Source organism: Brevibacterium sp. 239c, from assembly GCF_900169365.1.
In the GTDB taxonomy this organism is placed as follows: domain Bacteria; phylum Actinomycetota; class Actinomycetes; order Actinomycetales; family Brevibacteriaceae; genus Brevibacterium.
Genome location: NZ_FXZH01000011.1, coordinates 99090 through 120896, shown reverse-complemented (window position 1 = coordinate 120896; position 21807 = coordinate 99090). Strand labels below are relative to the sequence as shown.

Sequence of the window (21807 nt, the reverse complement as noted above, 5' to 3'; positions counted from 1 at the left end):
ATGAGCGCTCAGAACACCGCCGCTGCGACACCGGCAGCGAAGTCCTCGGCACAATTCAAGGCACTGACCCCGATCGCGTGGAAGTTCCCGATCACCTACTCGATCCTGGCCCTCGTCTCGCTCATCTTCTTCGGCCTCATCGGCCGTGACGGAGAGACGACATTCCGGATCGCGACCGGCGGAGACCTCTTCGCCATTCCGGATGTCGTCGTGTCCTCGACCGTAGCCGGACTGGTCCTTTCGCTCATCCTCGTGGTCATGGCCGCAGCCTCGATCTACCTCGCCCTGAAGCGGATCACCCTGGCCGGATGGTTCCCGATGGTCTTCGGCATCCTCTTCGTCGTGTCCTTCCTTGCCTGGGCAGGCGGCGGCAGCGGCGGCGTGATCCCCCTGACCACGCTGCTGGCTGGCGCCCTGGCACTGTCCGTGCCGCTGATCTTCGGCGCCATGTGCGGGCTCGTCGGCGAACGCTCCGGCATCATCAACATCGCCATCGAAGGTCAGCTGCTGGCCGGTGCCTTCCTTGCCGCAGTCGTCGCCTCAGTGGTCAAGAACCCCTATGCGGGTCTCCTGGCAGCCCCGATCGCCGGCGCGCTGGTGGCTGTGGTTCTCACCTTCTTCGCGGTGAAGTACTGGGTCAACCAGATCATCATCGGCGTCGTGCTCAACGTCCTGGTCGTCGGAGTCACCAGCTTCCTCTACTCGACGGTCCTCACACAGAACCCGGGCCTGTGGAACTCCCGGCAGCAGCTGCCTAACCTGCCGATCCCGCTGCTCTCGGACATCCCCATCCTGGGACGGGTGCTCTTCGACCAGAACATCCTCGTCTACATCATGTACGTCGTCGTCATCGCCCTCCAGATCTTCGTGTTCCGCTCAAAGTGGGGGCTGCGGATGCGGGCCGTGGGCGAACACCCGAAGGCAGCCGACACAGTGGGCATCAAGGTCAACTTCACCCGCGTGCGCAATACCCTCATGGCCGGTGCCATCGCAGGCCTCGGCGGTGCCTTCTTCACCGTCGGATCGGGCCTGGCATTCGGCAAAGAGATGTCGGCCGGACAGGGATACATCGCCCTTGCGGCGATGATCCTGGGCAAGTGGAACCCGAAGGGTGCCCTGCTTGCTGCCCTGCTGTTCGGCTTCTCCAAGAGCTTGGGCAACACTCTGCAGTCCATCGGAACTCCGGTGGCCAACGAGCTGCTGCTCATGCTTCCCTACATCGTCACGGTTCTCGCCGTCGCCGGTTTCGTCGGCCGGGTTCGCCCACCGGCGGCCGAAGGCGTGCCGTACGTGAAATAGTCCAACCCTAAGAGAGAGGTATCCCCTATGACTTCCACAGATGTCGAAGCCTCTGAACACGTGTGGAGCGTGGAACCCACCCCCGTTTCGGTCGACGACCTGAGCGAGGACACCTGGTCGCTGCTGCGAGATGAGGCGATGAGAGCGATGCGCTGCGCATACGTTCCGTATTCGTCCTATCCCGTGGGCGCGGCCGCACTGGTCGATGACGGTCGAATCGTCAGCGGCGCCAATATTGAGAATGCCTCGTTCGGGGTGACGCTGTGTGCAGAATGCTCACTCGTCTCCGATCTGTTCATGTCCGGCGGAGGCCGGATCGTGGCATTCGACTGCGTCGATGGTGCGGGAGCGACCCTGGCCCCGTGCGGACGCTGCCGGCAGCTCCTGTTCGAACACGGCGGCACCGAGATGATGCTCAACATGCCCAGCGGCAGGGCTCCTATGTCAGTTGTGCTGCCCGATGCCTTCGGACCAGATCATCTGAGCGGTGATGCGCCGGGCGCAGGCTCCGCCAAGCACTGACCCCGATATCGCCGAGGTGGCCCCGCGATCCCAGCGCCACCTCGGCGATCAATGGTGACCACCAGAACGGTCACCCCAGTGGCCGCCACATCGGTCACCCCAGTGGCCGCCACATCGGTCACCCCAGTGGCCGGGTCGTCGGCCACACTCGAAGAACGAAGGACTGACACTGTGAGCGTAGAGGCATTCGATGCCGTCGACGTCATCGCCGCCAAACGCGATGGCCGTACCCTGAGCAGAGAGCAGATCGACTGGGTGATCGATGCCTATACCCGCGGTGTCGTCGCCGATGAGCAGATGGCCGCACTGGCCATGGCGATCTTCATCAATGACATGGAACCTGGTGAGATCGCGGACTGGACGCAGGCGATGATTGCCTCGGGCGAGCGGATGGACTTCTCATCCCTGTCCCGCCCGACCTCGGATAAGCACTCGACAGGGGGAGTCGGGGACAAGATCACCCTGCCTCTGGCCCCGCTGGTCGCGGTCTTCGACGTCGCCGTCCCACAGCTCTCGGGTCGCGGTTTGGGCCACACCGGGGGGACCCTGGACAAGCTCGAGTCCATTCCGGGCTGGCAGGCTGGCCTGAGCAACGAGGCGATCCTCGACCAGCTTGAGGACCTCGGTGCCGTCATCTGCGCTGCCGGGTCCGGTTTGGCGCCGGCGGATAAGAAGCTCTACGCACTGCGGGACACCACCTCGACGGTCGACTGCATTCCGCTCATCGCCTCATCGATCATGTCGAAGAAGATCGCGGAAGGCACCGAAGGACTTGTCCTCGACGTCAAGGTCGGATCCGGCGCATTCATGAAGGACCTGGCCAAGGCCCAGAAGTTGGCTCGGACCATGGTCGACCTGGGCAAGGCGGCCGGGGTCAGGACCTCGGCGCTGCTGACCGACATGTCCACCCCGCTGGGGCTCACAGTCGGCAACGCCCTCGAGGTCCGCGAGTCTGTCGAGGTCCTCGCCGGCGGCGGCCCCTCCGACGTCGTGGATCTCACCGTCGCCCTGGCCGAGGAGATGCTGCGTCTGGCAGGGAAGACCGACGTCGATGTGCGTGCCGCCTTGGGTGACGGCCGGGCCATGGACGTGTGGAAGAAGATGATCCGGGCCCAGAACGGTGACCCCGACGCCGCTCTGCCCGTCGCCGAGCACACCGAAGTCATCACGGCGCCTGCGTCCGGCGTCCTCAGTCGGCTCGATGCATTGTCCGTGGGAGTCGCCTCCTGGCGCCTGGGTGCCGGACGAACACGCAAGGAGGACCCGGTCCAGGACGTGGCCGGCATCGAACTCCACGCCAAGCCTGGCGACACCGTTGCCGAAGGCCAACCGCTGATGACCCTGCACACGGCGACTCCAGAACGCTTCGCCCGAGCGATCGAATCTCTCGAGGATGCCGTCGAGATCGGAGGCGACCTCAGCGCGGTCTCCGCGTCGATCGTGCTTGAGACGATCACCTGAGTCGCCGTCACGCGCATTGCATCACCGCAGTACCAACTCACGCAGTACGAATCACACCGCACCATTCACCTTGGAGGACAACCACATGACCAGCAGAGCCGAAGTCGCAGCGATCATCGACCACACGCTGCTCAAGCCCGAAGCCACGCCTGCAGATGTGGAAGCACTCGTGTCAGAGGCGAAGGACCTTGGTGTGCTCGCGATCTGCGTATCCCCGTCGATGCTTCCCGTCTCCGATTCCGGCGATCTCGTCGTCGCCACGGTCGTCGGTTTCCCCAGCGGACAGGTCAAGCCAGAGATCAAGGCCGCCGAGGCTGCCCGTGCAGTCTCCGACGGTGCGAACGAAGTCGACATGGTCATCAACGTCGGTCAGGTCATTGCCGGTGACTTCGACGCAGTCGAGGCTGACATTCGTGGCGTCGTCGCGGCCAGCGGCAACGCCCTGGTCAAGGTCATCCTCGAGACCGCAGCTTTGAACGATGAACAGATCGTCGAAGCCTGCCGCCGCGCCGAGGCTGCAGATGCAGGTTTCGTCAAGACCTCGACCGGTTTCCACCCCGCAGGCGGAGCCAGCGCACATGCCGTCTCGCTCATGCGCGAAGCCGTGGGCGATCGCCTCGGTGTCAAGGCCTCAGGCGGAATTCGCACCGTGGAAGCTGCAGAAGAGATGATTACCGCAGGAGCGTCTCGTCTGGGGCTGTCGGGATCGGCTGGAATCCTCGCGGAGCTGAGCGACTGAGCTCAGATACGACGCGTGAGGCTACGTCCAATTGCGGGACACGGTCTCAGGCAGATCTTGGCGTCCCGGGCAGCCTCAGGCAGACTCTGGCCAATCCAAAAGGCGGATGGTTCGCAAGGCGGTGGTCAGCGCTGTCAGATCTGCAGGGTCGGAAATCGACCGAGAAGCCAAGGTCTCGAATTTGCGCAGCCGATAGTTCACGGTATTGCGGTGGCAGTAAAGAGCCTCGCTGGCTCTGGAGAGCGAGCCGCCACTTTCGACCCACGCTTCGAACGTGTCGAGGAGCATGTCACGATTCGGTTGTGGCTGGGTGCGCAACTCGGCAAAGGTTCGTCTGACCAACTGTCGGGCTTGTGATGGTTGGGAGCAGATGAGGGTATCCGTCGGAGATTGTCCGAAGTGATAAATGCCTTCGGCCCGATCATTCAGGCACTTCAGCGCGATGCGAGCTTGACGCGCGGCCTCGGCCGCATCATCGAGGCAATGGAATTCCTCGCTGAATCCTGCTCTGGCGCCACTGGTCGTGGAGAGAAACTCCGTTCTGTCGCGTAGAGCCAAAAGACACACTCGGCCACCATCGATCTCAGCCCAATGTGTGCACGCGCCCAGGACCTCGATGCCCGAAGCCTGTGCATCGGTCAGCATGACGAAGAAGCGCGAGTGATCGTCAAGTTGCAGCAGGTGGGCTGCGGTATTTCGGCGTTCGGATGTCACGGTCGATGAGAGCAAGTCGATGACGGCGGCGATGCGAGACTGTTCGGCCCAGCGCTCACGCGCCCCGGTGGCCTCTCGGTGAGCTTCGGCCGCAGCTGTGGAGAGATCGTCGAGAGCCGTCCACAATTCGGCGCCCAGAGGGAACACGTCCTTGCCGCTGTACTCGCTATCCGGGGTCATCGCCAGCTCCCGCCACAACCTCAAACCGGCCAAGCGATAGGCATGGAGGACACCCGACAGCTCCATCCCGTGTTCGGCCTTGACCCGTCCCGTGTTGTAGGCAGGACCGAGATCGAGAGTCCCACCTTCCAAATAGTTGAGGAGGGAATGGATGTTCGGTGTGATGAGGTCGACCAGAATCTCGATCGGGATGTGCTTCTCTGCGTAAGCTTGGTCTCCGGTGATGATGTCATCGGCGATCAGGCGAGCAAGGCAGTCGATATCCAGCCTCGAGGCAGGGTGAGTGCCGACTGATGCTGGACTGGAGCCGCTCTGCTCACCGTTGAGGTTCATCAAGCCAGGGTGACTGTTGCTTGTGCGCAGGCACAATGGTTTCGCTCAAGGTCTAGGTCGCCGCCCATAGGGGAAGACGACCGGTCGTGGATATGCTGGCATCACTGAAGGCAATGAAGCGGCCAGAGCAGGATGGAACCTGCGAGCGAACTGGCTCAACGAGGAGCAGAGAACATGACTACCGGCAATATTGCGCAGCCGCATGCGAGGCTCGGCGCGCCCGCCTATCCCTTGGATACCGTTCGTCTGGACGACGCGATCACCTCATTGGGTTCAGGAGTGCGGGCCTGGGCGGACATGTCGTTGGCCCAACGCTCACGCCTGCTCGAACGCACACATGAGTCGATCGCCCGGAATGTGACTCGGTGGACTCGTACGGCTGCGGATATCAAAGGGGTGGACCCCGAGTCTCAGCTGGTCGGTGAGGAATGGATGTCCGGCCCGTACGCTGCTCTGGCTGGATTCTCTTCCGCCGCTGCGAGCCTGCGACGGTTGGCAGCTGGCAGCTCTCCGGTGGACGGGATCGAACCGGCGAAGACAGCCGGAGGCAGACTGACCTGGAAGGTGCTGCCAGCCGATCTTCTCGAGTCGGTCCTGTTCCACGGTTTCTCCGCGAGGGTGTGGACCCTACCTGGTGTCACTGCCGAGGAAGTGCGTACGGGCGCCGGGCTGGGAGCCAGGCAACTCGGCAGGGCCGGTGGGATCAGCCTCGTCCTCGGAGCTGGCAACATTACCTCGATCGGGCCCTTGGATGTGCTGACGGAACTCATCGCTCACAATCGAGCCAGTCTCCTCAAGATCAACCCCTCCTTGGCGCCGCTCCTGTCGGTGTACCGGGAAGCGCTGGGCCCTCTTATCGACGCCGATCTTCTGAGGATCGTCCAAGGCGGCGCCGAGGTCGGTCAGTACCTGAGCGAACATCCCGACATCTCTCATGTGCATATCACCGGCAGCATCACCACCCATGACCGAATCGTCTGGGGCGAACACGGCAGCGACCATTCCGATGCGCCGGTCCTTGGCAAACCCATCACCAGCGAACTCGGCGGAGTCTCTCCTATCATCGTTGTGCCCGGCGCATGGTCGAAAGCGGACCTGAGATTCCAGGCGGAGAACATCGCCACTATGCGGTTGCACAATGCCGGCCACAATTGCATCGCCGCTCAGACAATCATCATCGACGCGCACTGGAGCCAACGTGACGAGTTCCTTCATGCGCTCAAAGATGCGCTGGAGCGCATCGACTCGCGAACTCCGTGGTACGCAGGCAGCCAGAACAGACTGCACCAGGCGGCGGCTGATCATGAGAACGTCGAGTCCTTTTCCCACGGGCAGCGACTTCTGGTCACAATCGATTCTGATCAGCCTGCCGATGTGGAAACCACCGAATACTTCGCTGCGGTTCTCGGCATCAAAATCATCTCTGCCGGAAACAGCACTGCCGAGCATCGGAGCGAAAACAGCGCAGCTTTCCTCCGTTCGGCTGTTGACTATGCCAACGACAGGCTCGCTGGCACCCTGGGGGCGAACGTCATCATCGCCCCCGGCACACACAAAGCGTTGGGATCACGATTCGACGCCGAGATCGAACGGCTGCGCTACGGGTCGATCGGAATCAATGTGTGGACCGGCCTGGCTTTCCTCACTCCCAAGGCCACGTGGGGCGCCTTCCCCGGGCACTCGCTGAAAGACGTGCAGAGCGGGATCGGCGTCGTGCACAACATGCTGCTCATCCCGCAGACCGAGCGGACCGTTGTCTCCGGGCCGTTCCGCCCCTTCCCCCGGTCAGTCCTCGGTGGGGAGTTCTCACTGTTTCCCAAACCACCGTGGTTCGTCACAGCACGCAGCGCAGCCCGCACTGGCCGGGCTCTGACTGAATTCGCCGCCAGCCCCAGCTGGGCAAAGCTGCCCAGCATATTCTTCCACGCATTCCAAGCCTGAACACTTTCCAGACCGTCATCGTGCACTGTGCACAAAGGAGCATCACCTATGACTGATCAATTTGATTACATCGTCGTCGGCGCCGGTTCGTCCGGAGCCGTCATCGCCTCGCGCCTGTCCGAAGACCCCGATGTCTCGGTGCTGCTGCTTGAAGCCGGCCCAGCGGACACGGACTCCAAAATCTCGATCCCGGCCGCGTTCTCCCAGCTGTTCAAGTCTTCTGTCGATTGGAACTACGAGACAACTCCGCAACCAGGTCTGGACGGCCGCACTGTGTACTGGCCGCGTGGAAAAGTACTCGGCGGTTCTTCTTCGCTCAACGCAATGATGTGGGTGCCAGGGTACGCTGCTGATTATGAGAACTGGGCCGCATTGGCCGGACCTGCGTGGGGGTGGGAAGCATTGGCACCGACCTTCGAAGCCACCGATATCAGCGTCACCGCTCAAATTGCCCCTCGACCTCTGACTCGAACCTTCCTCAACGCCGCGGCCGAGGCAGGTTATCGAATCGAGGAAGCGAATTCTGCGCGGCCCGAAGGCTTCACACAGGCTCAGGTGACCCAGCTCAGAGGGGCTCGCCACAACACTTCACAGGCATACTTGAAGCCAGCCAAGGGACGGGCGAACCTTACGGTGCGCACCGAGGCATTGGTTGAGAAGGTGCTCTTTGACGGGCACAGCGCCACTGGAGTCTCCTATGTGGTCGATGGAGCGCGCTTCGAAACGAAGGCCAGGCGCGAAGTCGTCCTCAGCGCTGGTGCTGTCAATACCCCCCAGCTGCTTATGCTCTCCGGTATCGGGGACCCCGCACAGCTGAATTCACACGGAATTCCGGTCCTCGTTGATGCTCCCGAGGTGGGGAAGAACATGCGAGATCATCTCTCGAGTCTGTTCTGCCTCGAGGTTGAAAGCGGTACTCTCAAGGACGCGACAAAGCTCCGCAGTGTCCTCAACTACCTCGTTCGGCGTAAGGGGATGCTGACATCGAACGTTGCTGAGGCATATGGATTCGTACGTTCGAAAGAGTCTCTGGCCCTTCCGGACATCGAAGTGATCTTCGCACCGGTCGCATACGTGCAGGAGGGGCTCAATGGGATCCCTAGCCACGGAGTTTCTCTCGGCCCGGTTCTTCTGCAGCCACAGAGCCGAGGCAGCATCACCTTGGCTTCAGCCGATCCTGGCGACAAGGTCATCATCGATGCGGGGTACCTCTCCGATCCCGAAGGTGCTGATCGGGCGACGATGCTGCGGGCTCTGGGCATAGTCAGCGACATCATCGCCTCCCCGTCGATCTCCGCTGTCACCAGCGGCCGCTACATAGCGCCGCTCGGTGCTGAACGCCTTCCTGCTGAAGAGCGGCTCTCCGCCGCACTCGAGGGTACCTCGCATACGCTCTATCACCCGACTTCGACAGCCAGGATGGGCACCGACACGTCATCGGTCGTCGACCCGCAGCTGCGGGTTCGGGGGGTCAGTGGGCTTCGCGTTGCTGACGCGTCCGTGATGCCGGAGATCATTCGCGGCCATACTCATGCGCCGACGGTCGTCATCGGTGAAAAGGCTGCCGAACTGCTGCGGAGGTAGTCAGGGAAGCGACCTGAGGGATGTCCGAATCGGTCAGGCGATCGCCGGTGATCGACGACAGATGAACCGGTCAGCGTGGTCGGCGGATTCTCTCACAGACGGGTCATCGCTTCGGCGATGAGTGAGACGTCCTCGAGGCGGAAGCTCAGGGGGTGCGGTGGAGAAATTACCGTCCTTGTCGCGGACGACGGTCGGATCCACGCAGTAGCTCAAGGCTTCTTCAAAGCCGAAGGGCAGGCCGGGAACGCGGGAGATCCATTTGAAACCAGTGAGAGGGTTGAAGGCACGGATGTCGTGAGCACGTGCGGCAGCGGCGAGACCACGCGAGGACACGATGGAGTTCGTAAAGACACTGCCGTCCGGAGCTCCGGTCTGCCTGCTCGTGATGTCCTCGCCCAGCAGCGGGCCCGCCTCGTCGCCGGATAGCTGACTGTAGTCGGCCGCGAGTGCAGAATCCGAGATAGCTGCGGAGAACCTGTCGGCATCCGGGGCGTTGGCGATGATGAGTTCGGCACCGACCTCTCGGGCCAGCTCATACGACTCATCCAGGGCACCAGCCTCTTCCGGCTTCGAGAGGATCACGATCGGGAGACCCTGGTCAGGATCCTGCTGCTGTGAGGTGATCGGATGGTATATGACTGGCGAAGTCAACCAGATCTTCAGTTCGCTTCAGGGAGCCGCCCACTCCGAGCTGCCACGCCATCAGGCGGATGGAGACTATCACCACCGGAGGTGAGCCGAGTGGCGCTTTGCTCACCTGGGTGCCGGGTCGAGTGCTGCCACGTAGCCAGGGGATGAAAGTGACGAGTCCGTCGAAGCGCTCAAGTGTCATTGTAAGCCGTTCTTCCGGCCATTGATCATTCCGAAGGTGGAGGACGTCTGGAGGTGGCGGATGCGGCTGCGTCCGGAGAGCTCGATTTTGCTCTCTCCTGAACGGTGTTCAATAATTGGATTATGGTTAACTACTTGTCACTCGCCGAGAGTGTGCTCTCCGGCACCCCGGCCACTGCCTCCGATGCCCGCGCGATCCTGTCGTCCCCGAATGAGGATCTGCTCGACCTCGTCGCAGCCGCAGCCCGGCTGCGGCGCGAGCACTTCGGCAAGCGCATCAAGGTCAACTACCTCGTCAACCTCAAGTCCGGGCTGTGCCCGGAGGACTGCAGCTATTGTTCGCAGCGCCTAGGCTCCGAAGCGGAGATCCTCAAGTATTCCTGGCTGCCCAAGGAAGAGGCCAAGCGCCAGGCGGAATTCGGCCTGGCCGGAGGTGCCTCGCGCGTCTGTCTCGTGGCTTCCGGCCGCGGTCCGTCGAACCGGGATGTCGAGCGCGTCTCGGGAATGGTTGAGGAAATCAAATCTGCCACTCCCGACGTCGAGGTCTGCGCTTGTCTCGGATTCCTCAAGGATGGCCAGGCGCAGCGCCTCAAAGAGGCCGGAGTCGATGCTTATAACCACAACCTCAACACCGCTGAGTCCCACTACGCCGACATCTGCTCGACGCACACCTTCGCCGACCGGGTCGACACCGTCGACAGGGCTCGCGGCGCCGGCCTCTCCCCATGCTCGGGACTCCTCGTCGGCTTGGGCGAGACGAACGACCAGATCATCGAGGCGATCGAATCGCTCAAGGCTGTCGACTCCGACTCGATCCCGGTCAACTTCCTCATCCCTTTCGACGGCACTCCTTTGGAGGGCACCAACACGTTGACCCCGCAGCACTGTGTGAGGATTCTGTGCGCTGTGCGCTTCCTGTGCCCGGATCGCGAACTGCGCATCGCCGGCGGCCGCGAAATGCACCTGCGTTCGCTGCAGTCGCTGTCGCTGAATGTGGCCAATTCCCTGTTCCTCGGCGACTACCTCACTTCGGAGGGCCAGGCTGCCGAAGAGGATCTCGACATGATCGTCGATGGCGGGTTCGAGATTGTCGGCACCGAGAGTGCCCAGCAGCTGCGTGACGAGCTCAAGGCCCACCGGGCAGCCCATCACGCTGCCTTCGACAGCGAAGCACCCGGCCACGCGAACGGCGAAGGTGCGTTCGCTGCCGGCACCGGCGCATCGAGCGAGGCTGCATCGGTACCAGTCTCAGCCGGCACACTGCCGTGCGGCAAACCACTGGCGCCTGTCGGTTACGAGGCAGGCAACTCGGGCGTGACGATTCCGACGATCCGTCGCCGCGGTGCTGGCACAGAGGTTTCTCCCAATGCCTGAGTCGGCACGATCAGGCCCCCAAAGTACCCTGGAGAGGGATGCTGGTCTCCTGTGGCACCCCTATGGTCCGCTCGATTCTGGGGCGCATTTTTCAGTCACCGGTGCAGCCGGTCCCCATGTGGAACTGTGTGATGCGTCCGGCACGACGCATCGGCTCCTGGACGGAATGAGCTCGTGGTGGGCGGTTGTCCACGGCTACCGCCACCCGGTCATGGACGCGGCACTGACAGCCCAAGTTCGCTCGTTCTCGCATGTCATGTTCGGCGGTCTGACTCATGGGCCGGCCGTCGACCTGGCCGAGCGTCTCGTCGCGGTCACACCTGCCGGACTCGACCATGTCTACCTGGCCGACTCAGGCTCGGTCTCGGTCGAAGTCGCGCTCAAGCTCGCCATCCAGTATCAACAGGCTCGCGGACGTGACCGCGGACGCTTCCTCGCCCTCGAAGGCGCCTATCACGGTGACACGAGCGGAGCGATGAGCGTGTGCGATCCGGTCGGCGGGATGCACGCCGATTTCGCCGGGCTGCTGGCCTCTCAGCTGTTCCTGCCGCGTCCTCCGCTGCCGGAGGCTTCCACCGCCGAAGTCGATGCATGGGTAGTCCTGGCTGAGAACCTCGTCGACGCGCATGGGTCCGAACTCGCTGGTATCATCGTTGAACCTCTCTTTCAGGGCGCTGGCGGCATGCGCGCCTATCACCCAGCCGCCTTGTGGGCGCTCCGGCGACTGGCCAACGAGATCGACGCCGTGCTCATCGCCGATGAGATCGCCACCGGATTCGGACGCACCGGCGCCGATTTCGCCTGCCGGTCGGCCGGCATCACCCCGGATGTCATGTGCCTGGGCAAAGCGCTGACCGGCGGCTATCTTACGCTGGCAGCCCTCATGTGCAGCGGCCCGATAGCCGAGGTCATCACCGCCTCCTCCCACCGGGCGCTCATGCACGGACCGACCTTCATGGCCAATCCGCTGGCCTGCGCGGCAGCCACCGCCTCGGTCGGACTGCTTTTCGCCGATGATACGAGCGGCTGGGAGCAGGCCATCGCCCGTATCTCTCCGACCCTCGAATCCGGTCTCTCCCCGGTTCGAGAGCTGGCACACGTCACCGAGGCGCGTGTGACCGGTGGCATCGGCGTCATCGAACTCGACCGCCCGGTCGATGTCGGACTCACCACGCGCATCGCCGCCGAGCACGGCGTGTGGCTGCGGCCCTTCCGGCAGCACATCTACACGATGCCGCCCTACATTTCGACTCCGGAGACGATAGCGACGATCACCACGGCGATGGTGGCTGCCGCTGCGGCACACTCCGAAAGAGATCTGCAGTGAACGTCATTGCCTCTCGCCTTGCCGCTGCAGCCGAACGCCGCAGGGCCACCGATATGGGCCGCAATGATCTGGTGCTCAACGGACTCGACCTCGCCTCCAACGATTACCTCGGCCTTTCACAGCACCCGATCGTACGTGCGGCGGCGATCGACGCGACCCAATGCTATGGCACCTCAGCCCGGGCGTCTCGCCTCGTCACCGGGACAACGGGCGCCCATCACCGGCTCGAGGCCGCGCTGGCCGAACGGCTGCGCCACCCGGCATGTGTGACGTTCTCAAGCGGTTATCTGGCCAACATCGCCGCAGTCACCACATTGGCCGGGCCGGACACCCTCATCGTCTCCGACGCCCATAACCACGCCTCACTGATCGACGCCTGTCGCCTGACGAAGGCTTCGTTAGCCGTCGTTACCCACAACGATCCGACCGCCGTCGAAACCGCCTTGGCCGATCGTGAGCAGGCCGAGGCGCTCGTGATCGTCGAATCGGTCTACTCCGTCCTCGGCGACGCAGCCGATCTGCCGCGACTGCTTCAACTCTGCGCCCGCTATGATGCTCTGCTGCTCGTTGACGAGGCCCACGGAATCGGCGTGGCCGGTGTCGAGGAACACAGCGGTATGGGCGCCGCCGCAGACCTGGCAGAACACCGCGATCGGCTCGTCGTCACCGCGACCCTGTCGAAGTCGCTCGGCTCCCAGGGAGGAGCACTGCTGGGATCCGAGCTCATCCGCGATGCCGCCGTCAACACTGCACGCTCCTTCATCTTCGACACCGGTCTCGCACCGGCCAACGCGGCAGCCGCCCATGCAGCGCTTGGTCTCATCACTCGCGACAGAGTGGCATCCATGGCAGCTGCGCGCGCCGAACTCGCAACCGCGCTTGAGGTGCCGATTCCTGCCGGCGCTGTGCTCTCAGTGCCGATGCCGACTCCTGAATCCGGAGTCCGAGTCCGCGCTCTGCTGCGCAAGGAGGGGATCCTTGTCGGCTGCTTCCGCCCGCCATCGGTTCCTGACGGAATCACGCGGGTGCGGCCGACCGCGCGTGCGGGTCTGAACCCTGATGAGCTGGCCTATGCCTGTGAGCGGATCCGCGCGATTACCGACGCTTGCGTTTCGGCGGCAGCAGGGTGATTCCGCGCTGCCTGCTCGTCACGGGAACGGACACCGGCGTCGGCAAGACTACCGCTACCGCGGCGCTGGCTGCAGCGCTGACAGCTGCCGGGCGGCGGGTCGTCATGTGCAAGCCGATCCAGACGGGGCACATCAGCCCTGACGATCCTCAGCGCGAGCAGCTTGAAGCCGACTACAGCGATGTCGTCACCGAATCCGACGCCCAGATCGTCGCTAGGCTGACCGGAATCCATACGTTCACGAACATCACGCTGCGTCTGCCGATGGCTCCGCTTCCAGCTGCCCGCGTGGAGTCGGCCGGATCCATGTCTTCCACTACCGACGCAGCCTCGATCCTGCCCAGCCCAGCCGAGCATGCAGAGTTCATCCGCACCGTTGCCGAACACACCAGTGCTGATCACGTCCTCATCGAAGGTGCAGGGGGAGTGCTCGTCGACTTCGGAGGCCACACCGCCGCCGACGTCGCCGCCTGCCTATCGGCCGACAGAGACTCCATCGGTGCCGTCATCGTCGCCCGCTCACGCCTGGGCACCCTCAACCACACCGCTCTGACCGCCGAAGCGCTCGAGAGTCGGCAGATTTCGGTCACCGGCATCATCATTGGTTCGTGGCCCGAGCCTGCGCCGCCGGTCGACCGTGACAATCGCTGCGCGCTGTCCGCTATTGCCCCCATCCTCGGTGCAGTTCCCGCGGGATCCGGTCAACGCCTCGGGCGCGGCGAGTTCACTGCACAAGCACCCGGCTGGCTCCATCTGCCTTGGTGACTCAGATATGGCTGTGCTGCTTCTAACGTGTGTCAGGCAGTTTCGAGCCAATTTCTGTACCGGCGCTGGCCTTCATTGCATTCAATCTCATTGGAGCAGCAGCCATCCTGACCGGGGGACGGACAGCCTAGAAATTCGTCGGGCACTTACCCCAGGCTGTGGCCGGGGGAGATCGGGTGGGGGAGGCTACTCACGGAGCTGGACAGATCACCACAGTCTGAAGGGGCTTGACAGACCAGCCATCTCAGGCCAGTTGAGACGACTCCTGGGTGGAATGCTGTGGGCAGCGAGGCCCACATTGTGGGATGTCCGGGAACTCGAACCCAGACTGAAATCCGATCCCCACCCCGCTCCGGTACTCATCGGTGAATTGAAGCCGAAGAGGCACAGGGCGGGCTCGTCTGGCGCGGTCAGTCGCTTCCGGACCAGTGGAGGCGCTCCCAACACTCGGGGCACGTACCCTGATCAGGGTTTGTATTGTTTGCCATCTCATCCGGGACAGGTGAACAGTTCGCGCTCTGGGTATCTGACTCAGTGCCCGTCTAGCTCGGTGCCGATTTGTTCAACGAGGAGCCAGCCTATCGACGATGGCTCGACGCGAAATTCTGAAAGGGCAATGAACGAATTGGCTTGAGGCTCCCTATACGCCGTCTGCCGGGTCAGAGACCGAAGAACGCCTTGAGCTCGGTGGTGATCGACTTCAGTCGTTCATTGAGCGCCGGCTTCAGAGCAGCACTCGCCGAGGCTGTGGAGACTCTCAGCCCGGCAGCAGCCACTGCCCGTTGATCGGCGGCCGCAGCCGCAGAGAGCCCCTCGGGATCGGCGACGACCTCGAGGTAGCACTTGAGTTTCGGTTCGGTGCCCGAGGGGCGGACGATCACCCGTGAGTTCGCCTCGGAAAGCAGCAGAATGCCATCGGTGGGAGGCAGACCGTCGTAACCCTGCGACAGGTCATGGGCCTCGGTGACCGGGGAGCCGGCCAGGGTAGTCGGCGGGTTCTCCCGCAGCTTCGCCATGGCCGCGGCAATGAGCGACACGTCGTCGAGGCGGAAGCTTAAGGGTGCGGTCGCGAAGTATCCGTCGCGGTTGCGGATCCGGTCGAGTTCGGCATCGATGCTCGAACCCGATTCCTTGAGGCGTGAGGTCAGCGCAGCAAAAGTCACGGCCGTGGAGATTCCGTCCTTGTCCCTGACCGCGCTTGGGTCGACGCAGTAGCCCAGGGCCTCTTCGTAGCCGAAGACCAGGCCTGGGGCACGGGAAATCCACTTGAAGCCCGTGAGTGTGTTCTTCGCTGTGAGCCCGTGGCTTGCAGCGGCCGCCGCTAGGCCTCGGGAGGAGACGATCGAGTTCGCGAATATCGGCGACGCGGCGTCAACGTCTCCGGAAGCCGTGGCGCTGCCGGCGATGTCTTCGTGCGTCGAATGATGGGTGCCCTGTGCCAGACGGGTTGCGATGTCCTCGCCGAGGAGGAGGCCCACCTCGTCGCCGGAGAGCTGCCGGTAGCCGGCGGCAAGCGAAGCATCCGGGATGGCTGCGGAGAACCTGTCGGCATCCGGGTCATTGGCGATGATGAGTTCGGCGCCGACCTCCTTGGCCAGGGCGTACGACTCATCGAGGGCACCGGCCTCTTCGGGGTTTGGGAAGGCCACCGTCGGGAAGTCCGGGTCGGGTGCCTGTTGGGACGGAACTGGATGCACGTTCGTGAAACCGGTGCGGGCCAGGGCCGCCTCGGCGACGGAGGCTCCGACTCCGTGCAGGGAGGTGTGCACGATGCTCAGATCAGCACTCGCACGTACATCCAGGGCAACGATGCGAGCCAGGTAGGTCTCGACGATCGTCTCATCCAGGTGCTCCCACCCGGATTCGGCTCGCGGCACCGAGGCTACGGATGACACGGCCGCGATCTGTTCGGCGATGAGAGCATCGGCGGGACTGACGATCTGCGCACCGGCACCTGCTTCAGCAGCACTTAGGTCTGACTCGATGGACTGCAACGGACGCTGACCGAGGTAGACCTTGTAGCCATTGTCCGCTGGCGGGTTGTGGGACGCCGTGACCATGACCCCGGCATCGGCTTTCAAATGAGACAGGGCGAATGCCAATAGTGGGGTGGGCAGCTGATCAGGCAACTGGATGGCCGTTCCACCGGCGGCTGTGACAACGGCGGCGGTGTCGGCTGCGAAGTCGGAGGACTTGTAGCGAGCATCGCAGCCGATGACGACGGTGAATCCCTCGCCCACGGTGTTCTGCAGGAAACGAGAGAGCCCGGCGGCGGCACGAATGACGACAGCACGGTTCATCCGGTTGGGTCCGGCGGCGATCTCTCCGCGCAGGCCCGCCGTTCCAAACTCCAGGGGGCCGGCGAAGCGATCCTCCAGGTCGGCCAATGCCGCCTCGTCACCGGACTTCGCTGAGGCCAGGATGTTGCTCAGCGTGGTTGCGGTCTGCTGATCGGGGTCATCGGCAATCCACGCCTCGACGATGCCGGCGTCGAATCCGTTGGTGAAGCGATCGGCTACATCGGTCATGTCTGTCCTTGTCCAGTGCTGTTGGTGAAAGGAGTGCTGTCGGAACGGGTGAGCCCCCGTTGGGGAGGGGAATGCGATTGGTGAAAGGAACGCTGGAAGTGCTCAGAGTCTCGCGACGATGTCGGCGAGCAGCCCGGAGATGCGTGGGGCTGCCGCGACTCCGGCCTCGATGACCTCTGCGTGGGAGAGCGGTGTTTCCTGGATGCCGGCGGCGAGGTTCGTCACCAGGGAGATGCCCATCAGTTCCATACCGGCCTGACGTGCGGCGATGGCCTCCAACGAGGTCGACATTCCGACGAGGTCGGCGCCGAGGACTCCTGCCATGCGCACCTCGGCGGGGGTCTCGTAGTGGGGCCCGCGGAACTGGGCGTAGACACCTTCGTCGAGGCTGGGGTCGATGTCCCTCGCGATGGCTCGCATGCGCGGGGAGTACAGGTCGGTGAGGTCAACGAAGTTCGCGCCTTCGATGGGGGAGGTGCCGGTGAGGTTGATGTGGTCGGAGATGAGGACCGGGGTGCCGGCGACCCAGTTGCGGTTGAGTCCGCCACAGCCGTTGGTCAGCACGAGGCTGGCGCATCCGGCGGCAGCGGCGGTGCGGACGCCGTGGGCCACGGCGCGCACGCCCTTGCCTTCGTAGTAGTGGGTGCGAGAGCCCAGGACGAGGGCGTGCTTGCCGCTGGCTTCGATCCGGATCGTGCGCAGGGTGGCTCCGTGTCCTTCGACGGCGGGAGCGTGGAAGCCGGGGACCTCGGAGGCAGGGATCTCGCTGATCGTCTCGCCGAGGAGCTCGGCTGCCCCGCCCCATCCCGAGCCGAGAACGAGAGCAATGTCATGGGCCTCGATGCCGGCTTTGGAGTTGATGGTCGTGGCCGCGGCGCGGGCGGCGGCGGTAGGATCGCTTAAGTCAGTCATGACGCCAAGATTATCAAGTTATCGACCCGTTCAAGGAGCGCACACAATGCCGATCAGAGACCTGACCGAAGGTGACGACCTGCGGTTGAACGAGGTGTTCGCCGACGCCGATACGCCGGCCGCTCATATGGCCAGGTCCCTGTTCCGTCCATCCTCGGATTCGCCCCTGCTGCGGTCCGTCATCGCCGAGGTGGTCGCTGAGGTTCCCGTCGGTGCCGCCGCGATTGCGGAGTCCCCGCTGCACCCCCATCGGGCATGGGTCCATGTTGAGGTCGCGAGCGAAGAACAGGGCCATGGTCAGGGACGGGAACTCTTCGAAGCCGTCTGTGCCGAGACCGTGGGCACCGCGCTGGAAGGACTTGACCTGCGCACACGTGTGCAGGCCGGCAGCCCGGGCGCCGGATTCGCGCAGGCACTCGGCTTCACGCCTCTGACGACGACACGGGTGATCAAGGTTGCCGCCGGCGCTCTGCCTCCCAGCGGTGGCGGACGTGCCGAGGATCTCGAGATCGTGGCCACTGGTTCGGTGAAGCTGACGAAGGCGTTCCTCGCCTGGTACACGGCTGTGAACAAGGACGATGCTGTCGGTCCTCTGACGATCGGTCAGGTCAACAATGCGTTCCTCTCCGAAGCAGTCGGCGCCCATGGTGCGGCATTGCTCAACGGTGACGCTGGAGCTGCCGAGGACGCAGGACTGAGCGCTTTCGCCGTCTCCTACGCCCGCGAAGCCGACCAGTCAGGCGCCGAGATCACGGACGCGATGCCGGCACCAGGTGATGACGAAGAGGCACCCACCGAGCTCATCATCGGGTCGATGTTCGAAACTCGCGAGGAAGCTGCCGACACCACGAGTGAGCTGTTCAAGGCAGCGGTCGCCGATGCCGAACTCCTCCTCGCCCGACTCTCCGTCGATGCCGACGTCGTCCTCGAAGTCACGAGTGGCATGCCAGTGGTTTCCGCTCTGGCCGACCGACTCGTCGAAGCGGGACAGGCCACCGAACTCTACCGCTACGAAACTCTCACGAGACCTCCCACCGACGCTCGCTGAGCCGACGTTGCACCGAGGGTGCACAATGTCTGGGGCCGGCTTGCCGGGAGAATTTGAGAGAAAGTAGGACACCCATGTCTTCAGCCGACAGTGGGAGCGGAGAGGCGACGACCCATGACAATCACACAGAGAACGTGGGCCTACGCAGGGGGCTGACCGCCCGGCACATTCGCTTCATGGCCTTGGGGTCGGCCATCGGGACAGGGCTGTTCATGGGGTCCTCGGAGTCGATCCAGACCGCAGGTCCGTCCGTTCTGTTGGCCTACATCATCGGCGGTGCCGCCGTCTTCATGGTGATGCGTGCGCTGGGCGAAATGCTCGTCCGCCACCCCGTCTCAGGATCCTTCGGCCAATTCGCATCGAGCTATCTCCACCCATTCGCCGGTTTTCTCGTCGGCTGGACCTTCGTCTTCGAGATGGTCCTTGTCGCAGTCTTCGATGCCACCGCCGTCGGCGTGTACATGGGCTTCTGGTTCCCTGGAGTACTGCGCTGGATCTGGGTGCTGGCCGTGGTGCTCTTCATTGCCGCAATCAATATGATCGGCGTCAAGGTATTCGGTGAGCTGGAGTTCTGGTTCGCGCTCATCAAAATCGTCGCGATCATCGCACTCATCGCGGCCGGAGTGGCCATCATCATCTTCGGCTTCGGCATCGCCGACCACGATCAGATGGGTCCGCGTGCATTGTTCGACCACGGCGGAGCGTTCCCGCACGGATTCTGGGGGCTTCTCTCATCGTTCACGATCGTGATGTTCGCCTTCGGCGGCATCGAGATCATCGGAGTCACTGCCGGTGAAGCACAGAACCCGAAGAAGGTGCTGCCGGCCGCCATCAACTCGGTGCCGGTACGTATCCTGCTCTTCTATGTGCTCACCCTCGGCGTGATCATGTGCATCCTGCCCTGGAACCAGATCACCTCGGAGATCAGTCCCTTCGTCGCGATCTTCGACTCGGTCGGCTTCAGTGCGGCAGCTGCAATCCTGCAGGTTGTGCTCATCACGGCGGCGCTCTCGGCCATCAACGCCGATATCTTCGGTGCCGGTCGGATGCTCCACGGTCTGGCAGAACAAGGGCAGGCGCCGCGTTCCTTCGCCCACACCACGCGCAACGGGGTCCCGGTGATGACGGTGATCACGATGATCGTGGCACTGCTCGTCGGGGTGCTCCTCAACTATCTCTACCCCGACCAGGCACTGTTCCTGCTCGGCGCCTTGGCAACATTTGCGACGGTGCTGGTGTGGCTGGTCATTCTCGCCGCTCATATTCGGATGAAACGGGTCCTGGTGCAGGAGAACCGACTGCGCAGTGAGTTCCCGATGCCGCTGTGGCCCGTGGGGTCCTGGGCTACGGTGGCGTTCATCGGCTTCGTCATCGTCATGGTCGGAATCGTGCCTGATTCCCGTCCGGCACTGTGGGTGGGTCTTCTCTGGGTCGCGGCGCTGTGGCTGGCCTACGTCGCCTTCGTCCGAGGTGAGGGCCGCCGACCCTACCAGCTCATCGACCACACCGAGCCACTGCGTGCAGGCAGGCACAACGCGAGTACTGACTGATCGCCAGCTCGAATCGCGATTGATCAGGCTAACTCCACCGAGACCAGGCTCGCGCGCGGCCTTCTGGCGACGTTCTGGCCCGACTCTCCGTCAACGCAGACGTCGTCCTCGAAGTCACAAGTGGCATGCCAGTGATTTCTGCACTGGCTGACCGCCTCGTGGAAGCGGGACAGGCGAACGAACTCTACCGTTACGAGACACTCTGGGACATCCTGCGGACAGCCACTCAACTTGAGGTGTGGACAGAGTTCAAGTGAGCATCCTCATGCCCCGAGCTGACAGTTTGGTTGTGTACCAAATCGCGACCGATGTTCTGTCGACAGATGGTTCGGAGCAAATGCAGAAGCCTACGGATTTGGCGGCAGGCCACATATTCAATAGGCCGAGAAACTGAAACTTATACTCGAGAATCCATGTCGGTCGAGATCGAAGCAGACCACTAGAGAATCTGATCGAAAGTGTGACCTATTCTTCATTCGACTGCCCATCGAGACATTCAGGGCTGACATCTATAGGTGGTCAAACATTCCTGAAGATGGAACGCAATTTGGGGCCAATTTCGCTTGAAGGTACTTGGCGACAATGTTCCTTCAGCTTGCGCCCTGATGTTCGGTGATGCACGTCAATCACAGAGCTTGCACCACCAGCGATATCGGAAACACAGACAGAAACTGAAGTGGAGCCGGATTTTTCGCCTTCAAAGCAGTCTTGATGACCGGAGTGTGGAGGGATCCGGTTCCACGCTCGCTTCATCCTTTTGAGACTAGCAAGCGAAGCATCCAAATTTGCTGGTGAAGAAGGGCGCTGGGAAGCGTCGAAGTGGACAGCTCTGTTGACGAGATCCCGTAGTGCCTTAGGCAAATGTGGTGCAGGGTTCCAAATGTCTGGTACGTGAGTGAATGCTATTGCCTGAACTGACATGGACGGTAGTGCCGGGCTACCTGCTAACATCCAATACAAGCTAGCACCAAGACTGAATACGTCGCTGCGTGCTGTGTAGCACTCCCGGGTATTATTTGTGAACCCGGCGGCTACTTCTGGTGCCATGGTGGGCGGACTGCCACCAGCCTCTGCATAGCCGCCTGAGTTTTGCAGTTGGGAAAGCCCCAGGTCGCCTATGAGCGCATCACCTCGATCATCTAAGAAGATGTTTTCCGGCTTTAGGTCTCTGTGCAAGAGGCCAAGATCATGCAAGCGTGCGACACCCTGGCAGGACTGCCGTCCCCACCGAACAGCTTTCTCGACGCGAACTCCGACGTTTGGTGTTATCTGCTCCGCGATCGTGCCATGTGTCGCGACCGCAGTCACAATGTAAGGTTGCCCCAAGACAAGATCGGCATTACGTACCTGAAGCACATGTTCTCCGGCGACCGATTGCAAAATCTGGGCTTCCTCCCAGATGTTTTTTGAGGTTCGTTTCAACAATTTCAATGCGCTCGTCTGTCGCATATTATGGTCGTATACTTCGTATACTTCGCCAAAACTGCCCTCGCCAATTTTTCGGAGTACTTCGTATCTTTCGGCGATGATTGCAGGGGGACTGGGGTGCGTCATCTGACTATAGTAGGCA

Annotated in this window: 17 protein-coding genes; 12 read left to right on the top strand and 5 right to left on the bottom strand. The window is 62.7% G+C overall.

Going from position 1 to position 21807, the window contains the following annotated elements; genetic code table 11:
- The 4 genes from BSP239C_RS11840 to deoC all read left to right on the top strand — a co-directional run bounded on the left by BSP239C_RS11840 (nt 1) and on the right by deoC (nt 4021).
- The gene (locus BSP239C_RS11840; RefSeq protein WP_101573076.1) at nt 1–1299 is read left to right on the top strand and encodes an ABC transporter permease; all 1299 of its coding nucleotides are present in this window, start codon (nt 1–3) and stop codon (nt 1297–1299) included.
- A gap of 27 nt (nt 1300–1326) precedes the next feature.
- Complete coding sequence (locus BSP239C_RS11835) at nt 1327–1821, top strand: cytidine deaminase (RefSeq protein ID WP_101573074.1); 495 nt, start codon at nt 1327–1329, stop codon at nt 1819–1821.
- A 171-nt stretch (nt 1822–1992) separates the two neighbouring features.
- The gene (locus BSP239C_RS11830) at nt 1993–3282 is read left to right on the top strand and encodes a thymidine phosphorylase (RefSeq protein WP_101573131.1); all 1290 of its coding nucleotides are present in this window, start codon (nt 1993–1995) and stop codon (nt 3280–3282) included.
- An 85-nt stretch (nt 3283–3367) separates the two neighbouring features.
- Nucleotides 3368–4021, top strand: a complete 654-nt coding sequence (gene deoC / locus BSP239C_RS11825) for a deoxyribose-phosphate aldolase (protein ID WP_101573072.1) — start codon at nt 3368–3370, stop codon at nt 4019–4021.
- A 75-nt stretch (nt 4022–4096) separates the two neighbouring features.
- On the opposite strand, the gene BSP239C_RS11820 is transcribed toward deoC, so the two are convergent.
- Nucleotides 4097–5248 carry a CdaR family transcriptional regulator gene (locus BSP239C_RS11820; RefSeq protein WP_101573071.1) on the bottom strand — a complete coding sequence of 384 codons (1152 nt, stop codon included), beginning with the start codon at nt 5246–5248 and terminating at the stop codon, nt 4097–4099.
- Between the two features lie 174 nt (nt 5249–5422).
- Here BSP239C_RS11820 and BSP239C_RS11815 point away from each other — a divergent pair, with 174 nt between their 5' ends.
- Together BSP239C_RS11815 and BSP239C_RS11810 are read left to right on the top strand one after the other, a co-directional pair.
- Entirely contained in the window at nt 5423–7189 is a 1767-nt protein-coding gene (locus BSP239C_RS11815) for an aldehyde dehydrogenase family protein (protein WP_101573129.1), read from the top strand.
- Nucleotides 7190–7237: 48 nt separating this feature from the next.
- On the top strand, nt 7238–8773 hold the full coding sequence (locus tag BSP239C_RS11810; RefSeq protein ID WP_101573069.1) for a GMC family oxidoreductase: 1536 nt from the start codon (nt 7238–7240) through the stop codon (nt 8771–8773).
- A gap of 33 nt (nt 8774–8806) precedes the next feature.
- On the opposite strand, the gene BSP239C_RS11805 is transcribed toward BSP239C_RS11810, so the two are convergent.
- Complete coding sequence (locus BSP239C_RS11805) at nt 8807–9424, bottom strand: hypothetical protein (RefSeq protein WP_257930182.1); 618 nt, start codon at nt 9422–9424, stop codon at nt 8807–8809.
- 300 nt (nt 9425–9724) lie between these two features.
- On the opposite strand from BSP239C_RS11805, the gene bioB reads away from it, so the two are divergent.
- From bioB to bioD, 4 genes are read left to right on the top strand one after another with little or no spacing between them, the layout of a single operon-like run.
- Nucleotides 9725–10978: a biotin synthase BioB gene (gene bioB, locus BSP239C_RS11800; protein ID WP_374701029.1), complete on the top strand. Its 1254-nt coding sequence runs from the start codon at nt 9725–9727 to the stop codon at nt 10976–10978.
- Nucleotides 10971–12305: an adenosylmethionine--8-amino-7-oxononanoate transaminase gene (bioA, locus tag BSP239C_RS11795; RefSeq protein WP_101573064.1), complete on the top strand. Its 1335-nt coding sequence runs from the start codon at nt 10971–10973 to the stop codon at nt 12303–12305. Before bioB ends, bioA begins: the two co-directional genes overlap by 8 nt.
- Complete coding sequence (locus BSP239C_RS11790) at nt 12302–13435, top strand: aminotransferase class I/II-fold pyridoxal phosphate-dependent enzyme (RefSeq protein ID WP_101573062.1); 1134 nt, start codon at nt 12302–12304, stop codon at nt 13433–13435. Before bioA ends, BSP239C_RS11790 begins: the two co-directional genes overlap by 4 nt.
- On the top strand, nt 13432–14199 hold the full coding sequence (gene bioD / locus BSP239C_RS11785) for a dethiobiotin synthase (protein ID WP_219618892.1): 768 nt from the start codon (nt 13432–13434) through the stop codon (nt 14197–14199). Before BSP239C_RS11790 ends, bioD begins: the two co-directional genes overlap by 4 nt.
- A gap of 659 nt (nt 14200–14858) precedes the next feature.
- Here bioD and BSP239C_RS11780 read toward each other — a convergent pair.
- Both BSP239C_RS11780 and BSP239C_RS11775 read right to left on the bottom strand, forming a co-directional pair.
- Complete coding sequence (locus BSP239C_RS11780) at nt 14859–16727, bottom strand: phospho-sugar mutase (RefSeq protein WP_101573060.1); 1869 nt, start codon at nt 16725–16727, stop codon at nt 14859–14861.
- 102 nt (nt 16728–16829) lie between these two features.
- Entirely contained in the window at nt 16830–17639 is an 810-nt protein-coding gene (locus tag BSP239C_RS11775; protein WP_101573058.1) for a purine-nucleoside phosphorylase, read from the bottom strand.
- 46 nt (nt 17640–17685) lie between these two features.
- Here BSP239C_RS11775 and BSP239C_RS11770 point away from each other — a divergent pair, with 46 nt between their 5' ends.
- Both BSP239C_RS11770 and BSP239C_RS11765 read left to right on the top strand, forming a co-directional pair.
- Nucleotides 17686–18687 (top strand): GNAT family N-acetyltransferase, encoded by a 1002-nt coding sequence (locus BSP239C_RS11770; RefSeq protein ID WP_101573056.1) that lies wholly within the window; start codon nt 17686–17688, stop codon nt 18685–18687.
- Between the two features lie 74 nt (nt 18688–18761).
- Nucleotides 18762–20237 (top strand): amino acid permease, encoded by a 1476-nt coding sequence (locus BSP239C_RS11765; RefSeq protein WP_101573054.1) that lies wholly within the window; start codon nt 18762–18764, stop codon nt 20235–20237.
- A gap of 519 nt (nt 20238–20756) precedes the next feature.
- On the opposite strand, the gene BSP239C_RS11755 is transcribed toward BSP239C_RS11765, so the two are convergent.
- The gene (locus tag BSP239C_RS11755) at nt 20757–21791 is read right to left on the bottom strand and encodes a serine/threonine-protein kinase (protein ID WP_101573052.1); all 1035 of its coding nucleotides are present in this window, start codon (nt 21789–21791) and stop codon (nt 20757–20759) included.
- Nucleotides 21792–21807 lie beyond the last annotated feature (16 nt).

Bases quoted from the DNA above. Each gene is read 5' to 3' on its own strand.
- BSP239C_RS11820 (WP_101573071.1), bottom strand. From the start codon at position 5,248: ATGAACCTCAACGGTGAGCAGAGCGGCTCCAGTCCAGCATCAGTCGGC.
- BSP239C_RS11835 (WP_101573074.1), top strand. From the start codon at position 1,327: ATGACTTCCACAGATGTCGAAGCCTCTGAACACGTGTGGAGCGTGGAA.
- BSP239C_RS11780 (WP_101573060.1), bottom strand. From the start codon at position 16,727: ATGACCGATGTAGCCGATCGCTTCACCAACGGATTCGACGCCGGCATC.
- BSP239C_RS11810 (WP_101573069.1), top strand. From the start codon at position 7,238: ATGACTGATCAATTTGATTACATCGTCGTCGGCGCCGGTTCGTCCGGA.
- BSP239C_RS11765 (WP_101573054.1), top strand. From the start codon at position 18,762: ATGTCTTCAGCCGACAGTGGGAGCGGAGAGGCGACGACCCATGACAAT.
- BSP239C_RS11815 (WP_101573129.1), top strand. From the start codon at position 5,423: ATGACTACCGGCAATATTGCGCAGCCGCATGCGAGGCTCGGCGCGCCC.
- BSP239C_RS11755 (WP_101573052.1), bottom strand. From the start codon at position 21,791: ATGACGCACCCCAGTCCCCCTGCAATCATCGCCGAAAGATACGAAGTA.
- BSP239C_RS11840 (WP_101573076.1), top strand. From the start codon at position 1: ATGAGCGCTCAGAACACCGCCGCTGCGACACCGGCAGCGAAGTCCTCG.
- bioA (WP_101573064.1), top strand. From the start codon at position 10,971: ATGCCTGAGTCGGCACGATCAGGCCCCCAAAGTACCCTGGAGAGGGAT.
- deoC (WP_101573072.1), top strand. From the start codon at position 3,368: ATGACCAGCAGAGCCGAAGTCGCAGCGATCATCGACCACACGCTGCTC.
- BSP239C_RS11770 (WP_101573056.1), top strand. From the start codon at position 17,686: ATGCCGATCAGAGACCTGACCGAAGGTGACGACCTGCGGTTGAACGAG.
- BSP239C_RS11775 (WP_101573058.1), bottom strand. From the start codon at position 17,639: ATGACTGACTTAAGCGATCCTACCGCCGCCGCCCGCGCCGCGGCCACG.